We start from the raw sequence: 16,412 nt of genomic DNA, 5'->3' as shown, positions 1-16,412 counted from the left end.
AGGAAGAAACGGCAATAACTGCCGGCTTCCTGCCTTAGCAGGATTCGTTCAACAAAAGTATTGCAGCAAATTTGGGGCTTGACGGAAGAACAATCAGCAGCAGTGCATATCCAAGCTTTAGTTTCGGCGGACGGAATTCTACAGGTCATTAGTTCTAAACTTCAACTTTTAATTATAAATTCAGCTTCAGTTCCGGGCAGATAGTTGGTCAATTCCCCAACTGCAGCAATACTCGAATGTTAGGCAATATTAAAAGAACGAATCAATAAATGGCAAAATACTCGGAAGAACAATTATCAGGTTGGACAAAGCCACCAAGTAATTCAGAACAAACGAAGCTTGAAAACTCTGAAAGAATGGTTCGTGAGGCTATTAACTCTGATGAAAAATTAAAGAAAAAGTCGACAGAAACTTTTGGTCAAGGTTCGTATGCAAACAATACTAATGTTAGACTAAATAGTGATATTGACATAAACGTAAGATACACAGGTGGCTATTTTTTCGACTTACCTTCTGATGTAACTGAAGAAGATGTAAATATTGCTCACATAGGTTCAAGTGACTATTCTTATTCTGAGTTCAAAGATGACGTTGAAACCGCTTTGGTAAATAAATTCGGAAGAAGTGAAGTTGTTAGAGATGACAAATGCATAACAGTAAAAGCAAATACAAATAGAATCGAAACGGATGTAGTTCCTACTTGGGATTTTAGAAGATATTCAAAAGATGGCAAATATGTATTAGGTGCAAAATTTTGGTCAGATAAAGGAAAACCTACCGTAAACTACCCGAAACATCATATAGAAAATGGATTAAACAAAAACTCGAATACCTATCGTAGGTTTAAACGTCTTACCCGACTTCACCGCAAGTTGAGATATAAAATGATTGATGATGGCGAGAGCGTGAGCGACAATATCACCTCTTTTCTTTTAGAGTGCCTTGTTTGGAATGTTCCAAATAAAATTATTAATGACAATGATTCTTGGACAGATAGATTAAAGCAATCAATAGTTTACATATACGAACAAACTAAGGACGAAAAAACTTGTAAAAAATGGGGAGAAGTTTCAGAATTGCTCTACTTATTTGCTGAAAGAAAATGGACTTATAAAGATGTAAATGCTTATATGGTTTTATTATGGAATCACTTAGAATACTAGCTTATGGTTACTTATAACATTCGTGTTTTTGCATTTACGATTTTAGGATTGGCATTTTTCACGTATGGAATAATATTTCTGTCAACTCAGAATTTAGATAGCATTGATTTCAATAACGCTCTGACTCACATATCTACTACTATTTCAATAAATGTAATTTTATGGACACTATTCATTAAGTGGGCGTGGAAGTGGAAAATGTTTTATCCTTGGCTTGTTCCATTCCCTAATTTATCAGGTGAGTGGGAAGGTGAGTTAAAATCAAATTGGAAAGAAAAATCACTTGACCCCATACCAACCGAAATAAAAATCAGTCAGACTTTTTTTAACGTCCAAGTGAAAATTAAAACAAACGAAAGTAGAAGTCATAGTATTGGAGCTTCATTTGATATTGACAAAGACCGTGGATTAGAACAATTAATTTACTCATATATCAACACTCCAAAATCAAGTGTTAGAGAAAGAAGTGAAATTCATTATGGTTCAACTATTTTGGTATTTGAAGATTTTAAAGTCAATGAAATGGAAGGTCAATATTGGACAGACCGAGAAACAACAGGAGAAATTAAGTTGAAAAGAAAAAACGTTGCCTAATAACTAAGCATTCTGACGGCTGGAACAGTCAAGTCTGAATGCAATGTGTGTGCCCTGAGAAATGTTCAGGGTAAACTTCAATTTAACATTGAAGGGGTGTGGGGAATTGGGGATAATACGGGGAATGGTTTTCCCTTTTTTGATTTTTAGCGATTGGAGAATGAACAAGTAGGTTTTCCCTTAGGGTTATTCGGTAACGCGATGGCTGAGCCTGTCGAAGTCAGCGGAGTCGAAGTCAGCCTGATAATTCTCTATCTATTTAAACGATGTTGGCCATTTGGCTCCTATTTAAAGTAAGTTGAAAACTTTCCACATTTTGGGTCTAAGTTACTCTTCGCTAAACTTAGACCAGAAGAGTCTTGTGGGTATGCTAGACCTTATTGACCCTTGGGGTTTAGTGTTTATTTTGGCAGAAAAACCGTGTCCTGCCTATATTCGGCAATGCCCTAGCCGGTTTCTGAGCGGAGCTGAAGGAGTAGGCGTTATGTACCCATTACCCTATGGTTTCGACTCCGCTCAACCGCCGGGGGAAGGTTTTATCTCTATTAGAACCAGTGGATTAGAAAAATAGGCTGCGGGATTTAGGTATTAATTACAATAAATATAGATGCGCTTATTTTTTATCTCAATTGTTGGTTTGCGCTCAAATTAGAATTGAAACACCCGTTTTTTCGTTATATTGCGCTTATAAATTTTATCATATGAATAATAGCGCTCATTTTCATCAAAAAAAACCTGTTTTTTATGGGGAACTATCTCCCGAAGAAGGAACAATTGTTGGTTATGCTGCTATTATCGATAAATTGAAATTACAAATCCCTATGGTTAAGCCCATAACGCTGGTGTGTAACCAAAATAAACACTACGAAAATGAAGAATGGGTTATTTTACCAAAGAGTTATTTACCAAAGGACAATCAAGACCAAGATGAAATAAAAGCCCTTTACAGACAATTGGTTTTTGCACTCAAATATGAAGGGATTAACTTACTATTTTTTAGTTTTCTGACAAAGCATTTCTCAGAAGTACAATTAACGAAGTTAGTAAAGATTGAGCCCACAGGACAATACAGCAGACGTATATGGTTCCTTATAGAGTGGTTATTAGGGAAAAACTTAGCAGGTAAAGAAAATTTAAGTAAAAAAAGTTATGTTCCTGTAGTCGATATTAGGCAACAATATTCAATAAAAGGGACAAAATCTCCAAGACATTTAGTCATTAACAATCTCCCAGGAACGCGGAATTTTTGTCCCCTTGTTAGAAAAACTAAAAAGCTAGAAAAATACATTAATGACAATTTGTCCAATAGGAAAAATGACTATTTGAATGGAATCCGGAAAGACATTATTCAACGAGCATCAGGATTCTTACTTCTAAAAGATTCAAGAGCATCCTTTTCTATAGAAGGAGAAAGCCCTAAAAGTAAACGGGCAGCAAGGTGGGGACAAGCTATTGGACAGGCAGGTGCAAGAGAATTGAAGCTAGAGGAGCTCAAAAGGTTACAGCAGATAGTAATAGAAAATGCCAGGTTTATTGAACTGGGCTTTCGAGAAAAAGGCGGCTTCATTGGTGAACATGATCGAATTTCAGGAGAACCAATGCCAGAACATATATCAGCCAAATGGCAGGATTTACCAGAGCTTCTAGATGGACTGATTGAAACAAATAAATTGCTAGTAGCCAACGAAATTGATGCTGTTGTTTCAGCCACAATTATCGCATTTGGTTTCGTGTTTATTCACCCATTTGAAGACGGAAATGGAAGGATCCACAGGTATCTTATTCATCACATTTTAGCCAAAAAAAGTTTTGCTCAACAAGGAATAATATTTCCAGTCTCTGCCTCAATTTTAGATCATATTGAAGATTACAAAAATGTACTAGAAGCCTATTCCCACCCATTACTTGATTTTATCGAATGGGAAGAAACAAAGGATCATAATGTAAATGTGCTTAATGAAACCATTGACTACTATAAATTTTACGATGCTACGGTGCAGGCAGAATTCCTATATGACTGTGTATTTGATACAATAGAGAATATAATTCCTAATGAATTGACTTATTTATTAAATTATGAGGCGTTCAAAAAGATTATAGATGATGTGTTTGAAATGCCGGACAGGCTTGTTGCTATGCTCGTTAAATTCTTAAGCCAAAACAATGGTGTGCTATTAAAAAGCGCTAGAGAAAAGGAGTTTTCAGCACTAACTGCAAAAGAAGTTGAATTCATAGAAAAGCGCTTCATTGAAATTTTTGAATTAAGCCAAATACAATAAAGACGCATTCTGATGGCTGGACCCTGAGGCTGGTGTCCGTCGACAGGTACAGGATCCAGTCAATCCTATTGAATAATTTTTTTGATTGACTATTTAAGGCAAAAATCTATGAAAGTGAAACGGATGTTCTATTTCAATAGCCTCCTGCTACAGCAGACGAAAATTGGGTAATTCGGCATTGGTGGCTTATCCGGCCGAAGTCAGCGGTGCTGAAGTTAACTTTAGGAACGCTCTATTTTTGCGATGTTGGCCATTTGGTTCTTCCTTTTTGAAAGTTGAAAACTTTCCTTATTTTGGGTCTAAGTTACGCTTCGCTAAACTTAGACCTGTGTTAGGCCCTATTGGTGCTGCAGGCGGTTGTGTAGGTGGTGCAGTAATGGGAGGCGCTGTTGGTTTAATATCTAGTGCATTGATGGGTGTAGGCGCCGAACTTTTGGGAAGTTGCTTTAGGTTGTAATGAAAGTGGACAATGAAATCGATTATTAAAATAATATTTAGTCTTCCATTTGATGTAGTTTGGATGTCCTTGCTATTTATGTGGCTAATGCCGTTTGGTACTTTCGATTATTCAGAATTAAATTTTTATCTGTGCATATTCCTGTCAATTGTTATTGCAATAATTACAAGGTTGTTATTAAAGAAATACCAAAAGGATTATATGGGTAAAATTAAGTAAAAGTGGATGACGCAAAATATCTACCAAAAAGGAAAAGTGAATTGGCCAATAAATTGATTGCGCTTTTCCAAGCAGAACCTTTTTTGGAAGGAGCTATGAAATGCAAAATAAATGGACATGACTTACCAAATGCTAGCCAACGAGACCCTTGATTACATAGCCGTCCTGGAACGGGAATTTAGCAACAATGCCAATAGGGAACTTGCATTGCAACAAGGGGCTTATTTGCGCAATCAATTTCAGTTTTTTGGGATTTCTACTCAAAAAAGAAGAGCCATTCAAAGCCCATTTTTACATAAAAGCATGCTTCCGCCTAAGAGGGAACTTAATATATTGGTAAAGCTTCTATGGAAGAAGGACGAAAGGGAGTTTCACTATTTCGCCCAGGAACTTTCATTGAAATACATGAAAGTCACAGAGAAAGAGGACATCCATCTTTATGTGCACATGGTGGCTCATCAATCCTGGTGGGATACGGTAGACATGATCGCCAATAAATTGATGGGTAATTATTTCCTGCTTTTTCCGGAAGAAAGGCAGGAGCACATAGACAAGTGGCTGCAGTCCAATAATATTTGGTTGCAAAGAAGTGCGCTGTTGTTTCAGTTGAAGTACAAGGAGAAAATGGATCTTGCCCTTTTAGTGAAATGCATTCACCATTTATCAGGGTCGAATGAGTTTTTTATCAATAAAGCCATTGGCTGGGTACTGCGGGAATACAGTCGCATCGACCCCGCGTGGGTAAAGGGATTTGTAAGCGAAACAGCTTTGAATTCTTTAAGTAAAAGAGAAGCTTTGAGGTTAGTTTCTTGAAGGATATAAGGATTAGAACGTTGGCCCTTTGTTATTGTATTACTACTTTTACAAACGATTAATGTATCCTGACCTAGTTTATCTAATCAAGTAACTGGATATTATGAAGACACTAACACTCTTTGCTATCTTGTCTTTCTTAATTCTGTTTAGTTCATCCGGAAATTCGCAACAGCTTAAATCTCTTGAATGTTTGGATAAACAGCAGTCTGAATTTGTAGCGGTTGTAGTAGAAAAATTTAATGAACAACTTCTAATACATTACGGCGAAATAGATTACAAAATGTTTTTGATCGATAGGAGTAGTATGTCTTTGCCTCCTGATTTTTTTGTCACAACAAGCTTAGCAGAATTTCTGAACCACAATAGAAATAAGCCTTTTTTTCAGGATATTTGGAAGAATAATGACGGAGCATATGAACTGAATCATGAAAGTAAATATTTTAAATGTTTGAAGTCAGTTTGTGAATCCGAAACGCTTTGTGAGGTTTTTTCAGCGATGGATCAGTTTAGAGAAGTGAGCGGTGGGCTCATTGCTGGAGCAATTGCCTCCGAACTTCCAGAGGAGCAATATAATGATATAGATGTACGCATTTTCATTGCCATCAACCTTTATGCTGAATTATCCATCAACCTTTTCGACCGATTTAAAAATCAAGTCAATATTTAACAATATCTTCAATCCAAAAAGTAACGTGGAAAAAGATAAGAAAAACATAGACGAGAAAACAATTGAAAATTTATTTGTCACGATTCCGAAAGGTACCGTGGAGATGAGGGATGACCGGGTAAAGAAAATCTGGATGCGTGAAATTGAATCTTTTAGACTATCCAAATTTCCAGTTACTCAGGACTTATATACTGAAATAATGGATGAAAATCCGGCTACTTTCAGAGGGGAGAAATTACCTGTTGAGACCCTTTCCTGGATGGAAGCTGTTAAATTTTGTAACAAACTGTCTGAGGTATTGTCTAAAACCCAATGCTATACCATTGATTTAACCTCAAAAGAAGTAAACTTTAATGCCAAAGCCAATGGATTCCGGCTTCCAACTGAAGCTGAGTGGCAATATGCCTGCCAGGCTGGAGCAAAAAACACCAGATACGGAGATTTAGAGAAAATTGCCTGGTTCAAAGAAAACGCCGACAACCGTACGCATGATGTTGGAGGAAAAGCGCCCAATCCATGGGGACTTTATGACATGCTGGGGAATGTTTGGGAATGGTGTTCGGACATTTATGATGAAACCGTTTATGGTTCTTATCGGGTTTTTCGTGGCGGAGGTTGGTGTGATGTTGAAAGAAGTGTAATGGCGACAAACAGAAGAAGAAGCCATCCCTATTCTTTTAAAATTGATGATTTAGGGTTTAGATTTGCAATGAATTCAAATGAAAATAATAGTAAGAAAGGTATATGAAACTTTAAATCCTGAAGGAACCGCAAATAGGCAAAATACCGATACAACTATTTGACAAGGTGAAAAAGACGTCTTTAGGTTTGAGGTGTTTTTATTTTTTATATATTAAAGCTCAGCTAACTGCTACGCCGTGAAAAACTTACTGCTCGTGTTATTATTGGTCATTATTTCTTTTGCTTCTTGTAATGAGAAATCAGGCAAAAACCTTGACAAGGAAACGCAATGGCATGTGGACTTGGAAGAATTGACTGCTGATTTTGGTACCTGGTGGAATTACCATTATTACAACATCTCTTTTCCTCGGATTTTATAGCGCTTGATGAAAATTCCAAAGTAATCTCCAAAAAAGATTTCCTGATAAAAATAACATCCGGAAACTTCATTAGCATTGAGAACAAGGTGAAAGCTAAGGCCGATTCCATCAACTACAAACTAATCAAATTACCTGAAGGTGCGGATAAAAGGATTTCGACTACCATAAAAAATTCATAATCGAAAGCCTTTGCGGTTGGCCGATTACGATTATTCGCAGGCAGGTGCATATTTTATTACCATTTGTTGTGAGAAACGAATTCATTGTTTTGAGGAAATTGAAAATAATGAAATGATATTGAATGTATACGGAATACATGCCTATAATGAACATTCCTACCAAACCATTTCAGAAAACATTGTCAATCAGCCGAAAAAATGGGGAGATGATAAATTTTATTATAAATAAACGAACCTTACCCACTCTCCAATAAAAAAGCCGTTCCAATTTGGAACGGCTTTTACATTTTATCATATCTTGGAAATTTTCCTTATTCAACGTCCCACCATAAATAAGTAGCTCCGTCATCACCTCCAATGGCTTGGCCAGCCGCAGTACGGTTGCTGCCATTTAGGGTTTGCTCATTTACAGGGTAAATCACCCTTTTTGGAATGGTCAGCTCACTAGCCCCTTCAATGGCCGGAGGTTGTAAAGCCGGGGCATCCAATCTTCTCCATTCCAACCAGGCATCATAGCCACGATTGTACAAGGCAATCCATTTTTGGTTGCCAATTTTCTCACGCCAATCTCCAGAAGCTGTAGAATAGTTAACATCCGCTTGTGCAAGATAAGCGGTAGCTTGGTCGGCTGTTCCACCCCAGTAATCTATAGATGCAGCAATCGCATTGTTATAATGTTCCTCTGCAGTACCTGCCACATTAAAGCCCCTTTCAACAGCCTCCGCAAGAAGGAATTCTATTTCTGAATAATCTATCAACAAAGCCTCGAAAGTCGGGTCTGTGATCATTGGGTTGATGGTTGAGAAATCTGAATAGGAATTTGAAAAGCCATATTTTCCTCCTATAAATTCACCACCTACTTGAGTGAAATAAAAGCTCCTTCTGGGGTCATTCAGTTCATTCATTGCATCAACCAAAGTATTGGCCACAATGAAATCCTGTCTGGAAGTAAATAAGGGATTTATCTCTTCAGAAACAGGGTTGTTATTAGGTGGTGCACTCAGGTATGGAAAGGCGCCACTTTCCATATTAGCAGTAAACACATTGGGTGCGGCCGCTTCCACTAAACCCTGCGCAAGACTAGGGTTTACGTCAGCGATGACCATTGCTAATTTTAGTTTTAAAGAGTTGCCAAATTTTACCCACATATCCATATCTCCTGAATACATGATATCCGCTTCCTCAAATCCAACATCATTTGGATTGATCTGATTCAATGCCCCATCAAGTCTTGTTAGAATAGCATTGTAAACTGTTTCTGCGTCGTCATAGGAGGGAAGGGAGTTTTCAGCATCCAAGGCCTCCGTATAGGGCACATCCCCGAAAGTATTCAACAAAATAGACCAGGAAAACACTTCCATAATCTCTATTTGTGCCAGCTGGTTACTTCTAACCTCCTCATTGATGGTAATGTCTAAGGCTACCAATCTTTTTGACTCCTTTAAATCAGCCAAGACATCTCTATACAGTGCTTGCCATACATTTTGTGGAATAAGTCGGGTGGTCATATTGTACCTAGGCTCATCCAAATACTGAGTAGTAGTCCAGTGCTGTACGTAGAACCTATAATTATTCACATTGACATCAGGAGTGGTAATCACATCCGTTAGTTCTTTAACTGCTCCTGTAAATAAGGTCGCAGGCGGAACTTCCGTTGCGCTCTTCTGATCTACATTGTAATCGTCCAAATTATCTACGCAAGATGCCATTAGCACCATGGAGAATATACTTATAAAAATCTTTTTCATCTTTTCTGGTTTAGAAATTTAACCGAACATTAAAACCATAATTTTTCAAAGCAGGATATGCACCTCCTTGGTAACCTCTTCCAGCATTACCTGAACTCAAGCCTTCCTCAGGATCGGAAAATTCCATGTTTTTATGGATAATCCATAGATTACGTCCTATCAGTTGTAGGTCAACACTTTGGAAAACGCCCATTTTCTGAATCCAAGCTGCAGGTAGGGTATAAGTCACCGCCACTTCTCTTAATTTCACAAAGCTTCCATCAAAGGTATAAAGGGAGCGTGGGGTCTCACCATAGTTATTGGCGGCATAACCAAAAGGAGTTATACCATCACCGTTAAGGTTTTCAGCATAAACGTCATTGGGTGTACCGTCTGCCTTTACTCCTGGCAGCAATACACCACCGCCTTCAGAAACAGGAAGTCGTGAGGGGTTTCCCTTGTCATTTAGAGCTGCTGTTAAAGGATATAGCCCTGTACCTTCACCATAATATTGATCTAGAGAGAAAATGTCACCTCCGCTTCGGATGTCGATTAGAAATCCTAATGAAATGCCTCTATAAGTTAGGGTATTATTGATACCACCGATCCAATCAGGATTGGGATCACCTATGATCTCGTCTGAATTGTCGGAAACCAAATAATAACCATCTTCATTGACAGTCCTTTCGCCATTGGTATAAACAAAGTCTTTGCCTCTAATAACTCCATAAGGCTGACCTACTGCTGCATTGACAGACACGCCACCTTGGAAAGAAGCTATGGGAACGTTTAGTACTTTGTTTTCTCCTTCTCCATATAGACTAATTACCTCATTTCTATTTCGCGCAAAATTTACGTTCATGGTCCATGAAAAATCTTGTGTCTGTATTGGTGTTACAAAGGCAGAAACTTCAATTCCCTGGTTTTGAACTTCCCCAGCATTAACAAACCTCTTGGTATAGCCGCTCGCTGCTGATGTATTCACGGGTAAAATTTGGTTGATAGTGTTTGATTTATAATAAGTAACATCAAAACCAAAGAGTCTGTCAAAAAAGTCTGCTTCGACACCAGCCTCAAAACTTTTTTGCCTTTCTGGCAAAAGGAAGTTATTGTTTCTAGTACTTGGCAGAGAAAATATAGGAATTGATCCATATCCTGTTTGAGCATCATATACATCAAACAAACTCAATGCAGGTGCATCATTGCCCACTTCTGCGTAATTCGCCCTGACTTTACCGTGGGATAACCAGGAGACGTCCAATAATTTGGAAAACACTAAGTTAGCTGCTGCCGCTGGATAAAAGTAAGTGTTATTGTCTTCTGGCAAAGTGGTGGACTTGTCCTGACGTGCAGATATTTCCACAAATAAAGTTTCTTTGTAGCCGAAGTTGGCATTCGCAAATACACCATCAACACCAATGTCCTGCACTTCTTCAAATGGTGGTTGTATAGGGTTTCGTGAATTGGATAAACTATACAATCCTGGAACAACCAACCCTCCGTTGGTGCTGGCCCTTATGGAGCTCATTCTGCTTCTACGCAAGTTGGATCCTACCAGACCTGTAAAGCTGATGTCTTCTGATATGTCCTTATTGAAGTTTAGCAATAGGTCAAAGTTGGACTCATTAAAATCCCTATTAAACCTTGTGTACTGGCTTACATCTGCACTACCTATAGCCACCCGCTCTTCTTGAAGATCTGTGGTAGTATTGAAAGAAGCTCGTCCCATCACACTGAACCAATCATTGACCTTGTAATTTACTGAGGCATAACCATAATAATTGTCCCTGCTGTCATTGGAGTAATTTTGATACCTTGACCAATAGAGGTTGTCTGAATAAATAGGACCGGTATTGGCGCTATTCCAGTTCCAGGTAATATTTTGTTCATTTCTCCAATAAGCAGCTTCCTGATCTCTAATGTCCACATTGGTTTGCCACCATTGCCTGAATTGTTGATTGGGGTTTCTTCCATTATAGCCGGTACCGTATCGACCCATACCAACAGTACGGGTATAGTTACCAGATGCAGTGACTGTCAATCGATCCGTAGCCTTATAAGAAGCCGTAAAGTTAAATTGATCTTTGTCTATAGTACTGTTTGGTAAATTGCCCTTTATATCATTTCGGGTATAGCCTAAGCTAAAAGTAGCATCTTCTCCACCACCACTTAAAATAATACTCTGATTGGAATTCAACCCTGTTTCATAAAAGGTGCTGGGGTCGTTTTGAGCAGCTACCCAAGGAGTCATTTGACCAAAGGTTGGAGAAAATGGATCCAATGCATCCCACTGATAAACCATAAGGCTTGGATCAAATGCAGGGCCATAAGAAGCATCATCCTGGAACCTTACAACAGGTCCAACTCCACTCCCAAGATCCCGTGATGTACGGAAAGCATCTGAATATCCTGCACCGTATTCTTTTTGGTACCTCGCAAAGGTGCTCTTATCTATTTGACTCCAGACAACACCTGTATTCACGGTGAGATCCATACTGTTTTCTTTCCCTTTTTTGGTGGTAATCATGATTACCCCGTTGGCAGCACGTGATCCGTACAAGGCTGTAGCGGCAGCCCCTTTCAAAACATTGACAGATTCTATATTATCAGGATTTAAATCTGCCGCTGCGTTTCCAAAGTCAGTACCAACTCGGCCTTCCTGCTGGTTACCATAGCTTTCATTCGCCTGATAAGCCCTGGTACTTGTGTTGTTGTTGGCATTACTTATAGGCACACCGTCAATTACAAACAAGGCTTGGTTATTCCCTGTTATAGAGGAATAACCTCTTATAATAACGTTAGTTGACCCACCCATGGTATTGTTGCTCCTAATGTCCAGACCTGCAACTTTTCCAGACAGGGAATTTACAAAATCCGGGCTTCTGGTACGGGTGATCATGTCCCCATCCACTTCCTGTGCGGAATAGGCCAATTCATTTCTGTTTCTCTCTACACCCAAAGCGGTAATCACTACCTCAGAAAGCTCCCTGACGTCTTGCAATAATACCACGTCAATTTTGCTTCGGTTTCCAATTGCAACTTCTTGTGGAACAAAGCCCACAAAACTATATACCAGCAGGTTTGATCCTTCTGGAACGGCCAGGGTATAGTTGCCATCAATGTCTGATATTGCCCCAACCATAGTTCCTTTAACGCTTATATTAACGCCCGGAATTCCTTCCGGTTCATCTGCAGAGGTTACCCTCCCAGTTACAGTTTTACTTTGTGCTAGCACAGAAAAAACTGTACCTATTACTAGCAAAAAGCAGAGTAAAGTGTTCTTCATAATTTCATAATTTAAGTTAAAAGTATCAACCAAATGCCAACCAGAATGTTTATACATTTTAAAGCTGGTGCGACGACCTTTTACCTGCAAAAACAATTCCAAAATTAATTAATTATAGAATTAATTATAATATTGTAATAATACCTAAATATTTTAGATTCAATTTTTAGAAAAACCTACATTGTAGCATTTTAAAATGGGTTTTTTATGTCGGCATCAAATAGAAAAAAAATAATCGCTATCTACTGACTAGTAATTGATTCATCCATTTAAATCAAGGCATTTGTCACCTTAATTGGCAAATTAAAATAGGCCATCCATTCGATATTACTAATATTACCGTTTTTAAATGCCTACGTAATAAAAACTTTTACAGTAGGACTCGCATCTTATAGTTCAATTTCACCATAATCATAATTATATTTAGCTCAAAAGTATCAATGTCACTACGAGCATTTCAATTTGTGTAAAATTGTCTAAAATTCTTCCCGAATTATAGCCTTCAATCGGATACTTTTATAGCCTCTACTAATGTTAATAATCATTTTATTATGAAGCAAATAAAGAATTTAACTGTTATATGGTTGACTGAATTTGTGTCTTTTTACAAAATAAGGTAACGATTTTATCGGGTTGAACAGTTTGAAAATTGCGCTAGAAAACTTAATACCGAAAGCTAGAATGGAAAGGCATTGTTACCCATATTTGAGCAAATAGATAAAAACCTAACTTTATCTCAGTAATAAAATTTCCAGAAATTTGTAGCATAATACCTAAGGAGAATCGAAATTTGAAACAACCCCAAGCCAGCTTTTTCTAGATAAAAATTGTTATTTGTTCTGCCAACTAATACCGATCTTTAAAATCCACCAATGAAAAGTCTTAACTTATGCAGAGGATTTTATTTTATTTGTCATTTGCGCTATTTTTTGCATCCTGTAGCCCACAAAAAGAAACGAAAACTTTCAAGGTCATGGCCTGGAATATTTTGCATGGTGGCAACGATATCGAAAACGGCCCTAAGAAGGTCATTGAAATCATAAAGGAAATTGATCCTGATGTCATTTTGATGGTAGAAACCTATGGATCTGGAAAAATGATTGCAGATGCTTTGGGTTATAAATTTCATTTGATTGCAGCCGAAGGAACTGCCCCGGAGGATGAAACCGTCAACTTGTCTATCTATTCTAAGTTTCCATTTGGAGAACGAATTGATACGGATTATCCGTTTTACCTTGGAGGTAGAGAAATAATAATAAACGACCAAAAAATTCGATTTTTCTCTAATTGGTTTCATTATTTACCTTGGGAGGATTCTCCTGAAGAACTGGGTATGACCAGCAAGGAATTGCTCGTATGGGAGCAAACGGAAACCAAATATGGAATGATCCAAAAAGTCCTTCCCTACTTGAAAAAATACAGTGCTGCAACGGATTCCATTCCGATGATTTTCGGTGGAGACATGAATTCTCCTTCACATTTGGATTGGGGAAGTGAGACCAAGGAATTACACAATGGTTTGGTGGTGCCTTGGTACAGTACTAAAGTTTTAGAAGAGCTGGGGTTGATCGATACCTATAGAACTTTAAATCCAGATCCATTGGCCAATCCTGGGATCACATGGGATACCAAAGGGAAAAAGGACGAACACCGAATCGATTATATCTATTATAAAGGAAATGCCTTAAAAGCCATAAAGTCTAAATCCTACAAAGCATTTTTGGGGGAGCCCTTTTTTATAAACGAAAAAAGCATTGCCTATCCCTCTGATCATGGCTTTGTGGTGACCACTTTTAAGTTGTGATAGTTTCCCAAAGCAAAGTAGGGGATGTCTTTTTAATAGCATCAAAACAGTACCCAAAGAGGCTTCACTGAGTGTAGCTTAAATTCCCTCCTTTTCGCTATTGGCTAATTTTTGTTTTTATAAGCGTAATGGGATTCGAAAATCCGGTATTTAAATAGGGATACCACGATAGAGCCACCAATGCCATTTCCCATTAAGGTAAGCAATAGGAAGATCAAATAATCTCCCAGTGAGATCGTTTCTGAATACAGAAATCCTGCAAAAGCTTCAATATTTCCTACTATACTGTGGTGAAAGCCAACAAAACCTATGGTGCCGGTTATCAGTGCTATTAAGAGAATTCGGGTTAGTGATTCAGTTGTGCTGTTCAACAACCAAGTTAAAAGCCCCATGAGCCAACCAGCAAATATTGAACTTAATAATAAAACCCAGTAACTGTGGTTCAATATGTGGCTACCAATTTTAACCATGGTTTCCTTGTTAAAAAGATTGAGTTGTGCGGCCAGATCATTGACGCAAAAAACAAATAAAATTCCTCCAAGAACATTTCCAATAATGACTATCCCCCAAATACTCAGTAGCTCCAGTATACTTCTTTGCCCATTTAAGACAGGCAAGGCCAGCACTGAAGTTTGTTCTGTGAAAAGCACAGATTTACCAAGGATCACCATGATGAAGCCCAAGGGGTAAACAAGGCCGAACAATTTAAAAATAATGTTTTCGTCTACCTTTCCAACCAACAAGAAATACAAAGTGGAAATCAAGAGGTAGCTAAAGCCAATTTCAAGTCCTGCAATACAAGCACTCAGAAATACAGCTCTTTTCTTAATTTTGAATATTTCCTCTCCCTCGTGTATGACTCGGCTGAGGATTTCAGTATATCTTCCCGACTCTTTTATTTCATTGGATTTTTTTTCTAGGTCCTGCTGGTGTTCTTTTTGGTCTTTTTTTTCAGGTTTCATAAATGATTTAGTATCCACAATTTGTATTATTCATTAGTTCGTGTTTTGAACGATGAAATATAGGTAGGTAACTATTTGATGAATTATAAAACTAGCTTATTCTAAAGCTTTATGAGGGTTGAGCTTTAATCCTTCACCAATAATTTGATTAAGCTAGCTTAATTTCTTTTTAATTTTTACGAAATATCGCATTGGATTTATTCCATCAGCTTATAATATCCGACTTTTCTTTTCCAATTTTTATTCAGAACCAACATTTTTAACATGCTGCAGATGTCTGGCCAATTCTAAAGGTAAAATATTTAATTTAAAATTTCCCGGCTGTCCAGGTGTCAATTATAATCTTGGCATTCTCTTTGCATTGTACAATATTAAGCCGATAAAATTACTTAACTCGTAGGTATCGACCATAAAAATTAAATTTATATTCCTATAGTATAAATAAAATATAAAATGGTTAAACGGTGATATTACAATAATCTATAACTGAAAACTATAATAAAATGTTAAAAAACGCGCCTAATAAAAAATTTGTCGGAATTCTAGCAGCACTATTTTTACTGTTTGGAACAGCGCATACTTTTGGACAAACCAATAACCCTGGGCCCAAATTTGGGATCAAAGGTGGTTTAAATCTTTCTCAGTTGTACGTTGATCAACCTACAGTAGAGGATGAAAGCATGAAAGCAGGATTCAATTTTGGTGTATTTGGTAAAATACCAATCAATAGTTTCCTTGCTGTACAGCCTGAGGTACTTTATTCTAATACAGGATCAAAACTTACCTATGGAGGGTCAGATTTGGAAAATGTCCTTGGAATTGAATCAGGGGAAGTAAGGTTTAACTTAAATTACGTGCAGGTTCCAATTGCATTGGCAGTAAATGTTGGGCCATTAAACCTTCATGCAGGGCCTTATCTTTCTTATCTTGTATCAGCCAATGTAAAAGACCTTAAGAATTCTGATTTAAGTTCTACTGATGTGGCTACATTGGATACAGATGACTTTAATAAGTTTGACTATGGAGCAATGTTTGGAGTAGGTTTTGATGTAAAAGCTGTAACCATCGGCGTCAGGTACAACTATGGTTTCCGAGAAATAGGAAACAGCGGGATTGCTGGTCAATTGACAGAAAACTCGAAGAATGGAGTAGGTCAGATCTATATAGGTATAGGGCTATAACCCATTAGAATCAATCA

General features: G+C 37.7%; 14 protein-coding genes. 11 read left to right on the top strand and 3 right to left on the bottom strand.

Features of this window, described 5'->3' with window-relative positions:
- Nucleotides 1-269: 269 nt before the first annotated feature.
- The 9 genes from AAC073_RS11300 (at nucleotide 270) to AAC073_RS11260 (ending at nucleotide 7,664) form a co-directional block, all read left to right on the top strand.
- Nucleotides 270-1,163 carry a nucleotidyltransferase gene (locus AAC073_RS11300; protein WP_339923941.1) on the top strand — a complete coding sequence of 298 codons (894 nt, stop codon included), beginning with the start codon at nucleotides 270-272 and terminating at the stop codon, nucleotides 1,161-1,163.
- 3 nt (nucleotides 1,164-1,166) lie between these two features.
- Entirely contained in the window at nucleotides 1,167-1,757 is a 591-nt protein-coding gene (locus AAC073_RS11295; protein ID WP_339923940.1) for a hypothetical protein, read from the top strand.
- Between the two features lie 701 nt (nucleotides 1,758-2,458).
- Nucleotides 2,459-4,036: a Fic family protein gene (locus AAC073_RS11290; protein ID WP_339923939.1), complete on the top strand. Its 1,578-nt coding sequence runs from the start codon at nucleotides 2,459-2,461 to the stop codon at nucleotides 4,034-4,036.
- A 163-nt stretch (nucleotides 4,037-4,199) separates the two neighbouring features.
- Nucleotides 4,200-4,493 (top strand): hypothetical protein, encoded by a 294-nt coding sequence (locus tag AAC073_RS11285; RefSeq protein ID WP_339923938.1) that lies wholly within the window; start codon nucleotides 4,200-4,202, stop codon nucleotides 4,491-4,493.
- A gap of 330 nt (nucleotides 4,494-4,823) precedes the next feature.
- Nucleotides 4,824-5,525: a DNA alkylation repair protein gene (locus AAC073_RS11280; RefSeq protein WP_339923937.1), complete on the top strand. Its 702-nt coding sequence runs from the start codon at nucleotides 4,824-4,826 to the stop codon at nucleotides 5,523-5,525.
- A gap of 103 nt (nucleotides 5,526-5,628) precedes the next feature.
- Nucleotides 5,629-6,195, top strand: a complete 567-nt coding sequence (locus tag AAC073_RS11275; RefSeq protein ID WP_339923936.1) for a hypothetical protein — start codon at nucleotides 5,629-5,631, stop codon at nucleotides 6,193-6,195.
- A gap of 25 nt (nucleotides 6,196-6,220) precedes the next feature.
- Nucleotides 6,221-6,943: an SUMF1/EgtB/PvdO family nonheme iron enzyme gene (locus AAC073_RS11270; protein ID WP_339923935.1), complete on the top strand. Its 723-nt coding sequence runs from the start codon at nucleotides 6,221-6,223 to the stop codon at nucleotides 6,941-6,943.
- A gap of 130 nt (nucleotides 6,944-7,073) precedes the next feature.
- Nucleotides 7,074-7,256 carry a hypothetical protein gene (locus AAC073_RS11265; RefSeq protein ID WP_339923934.1) on the top strand — a complete coding sequence of 61 codons (183 nt, stop codon included), beginning with the start codon at nucleotides 7,074-7,076 and terminating at the stop codon, nucleotides 7,254-7,256.
- 195 nt (nucleotides 7,257-7,451) lie between these two features.
- The gene (locus AAC073_RS11260; protein WP_339923933.1) at nucleotides 7,452-7,664 is read left to right on the top strand and encodes a hypothetical protein; all 213 of its coding nucleotides are present in this window, start codon (nucleotides 7,452-7,454) and stop codon (nucleotides 7,662-7,664) included.
- Nucleotides 7,665-7,746: 82 nt separating this feature from the next.
- On the opposite strand, the gene AAC073_RS11255 is transcribed toward AAC073_RS11260, so the two are convergent.
- Both AAC073_RS11255 and AAC073_RS11250 read right to left on the bottom strand, forming a co-directional pair.
- Entirely contained in the window at nucleotides 7,747-9,183 is a 1,437-nt protein-coding gene (locus AAC073_RS11255) for a SusD/RagB family nutrient-binding outer membrane lipoprotein (protein ID WP_339923932.1), read from the bottom strand.
- A gap of 10 nt (nucleotides 9,184-9,193) precedes the next feature.
- Nucleotides 9,194-12,448 (bottom strand): SusC/RagA family TonB-linked outer membrane protein, encoded by a 3,255-nt coding sequence (locus AAC073_RS11250; RefSeq protein WP_339923931.1) that lies wholly within the window; start codon nucleotides 12,446-12,448, stop codon nucleotides 9,194-9,196.
- 973 nt (nucleotides 12,449-13,421) lie between these two features.
- On the opposite strand from AAC073_RS11250, the gene AAC073_RS11245 reads away from it, so the two are divergent.
- A complete protein-coding gene (locus tag AAC073_RS11245; RefSeq protein WP_339923930.1) occupies nucleotides 13,422-14,252 on the top strand; it encodes an endonuclease/exonuclease/phosphatase family protein in 831 nt (276 codons plus the stop codon).
- Nucleotides 14,253-14,356: 104 nt separating this feature from the next.
- Here AAC073_RS11245 and AAC073_RS11240 read toward each other — a convergent pair whose 3' ends face one another.
- Nucleotides 14,357-15,214: a formate/nitrite transporter family protein gene (locus AAC073_RS11240; protein ID WP_339923929.1), complete on the bottom strand. Its 858-nt coding sequence runs from the start codon at nucleotides 15,212-15,214 to the stop codon at nucleotides 14,357-14,359.
- Nucleotides 15,215-15,717: 503 nt separating this feature from the next.
- Here AAC073_RS11240 and AAC073_RS11235 point away from each other — a divergent pair.
- Nucleotides 15,718-16,395 (top strand): porin family protein, encoded by a 678-nt coding sequence (locus tag AAC073_RS11235; RefSeq protein WP_339923928.1) that lies wholly within the window; start codon nucleotides 15,718-15,720, stop codon nucleotides 16,393-16,395.
- Nucleotides 16,396-16,412 lie beyond the last annotated feature (17 nt).

The sequence above is a fragment of the uncultured Cyclobacterium sp. genome (assembly GCF_963977555.1).
Classification (GTDB): domain Bacteria; phylum Bacteroidota; class Bacteroidia; order Cytophagales; family Cyclobacteriaceae; genus Cyclobacterium.
This window is presented reverse-complemented; position numbering and strand designations above follow the sequence as displayed.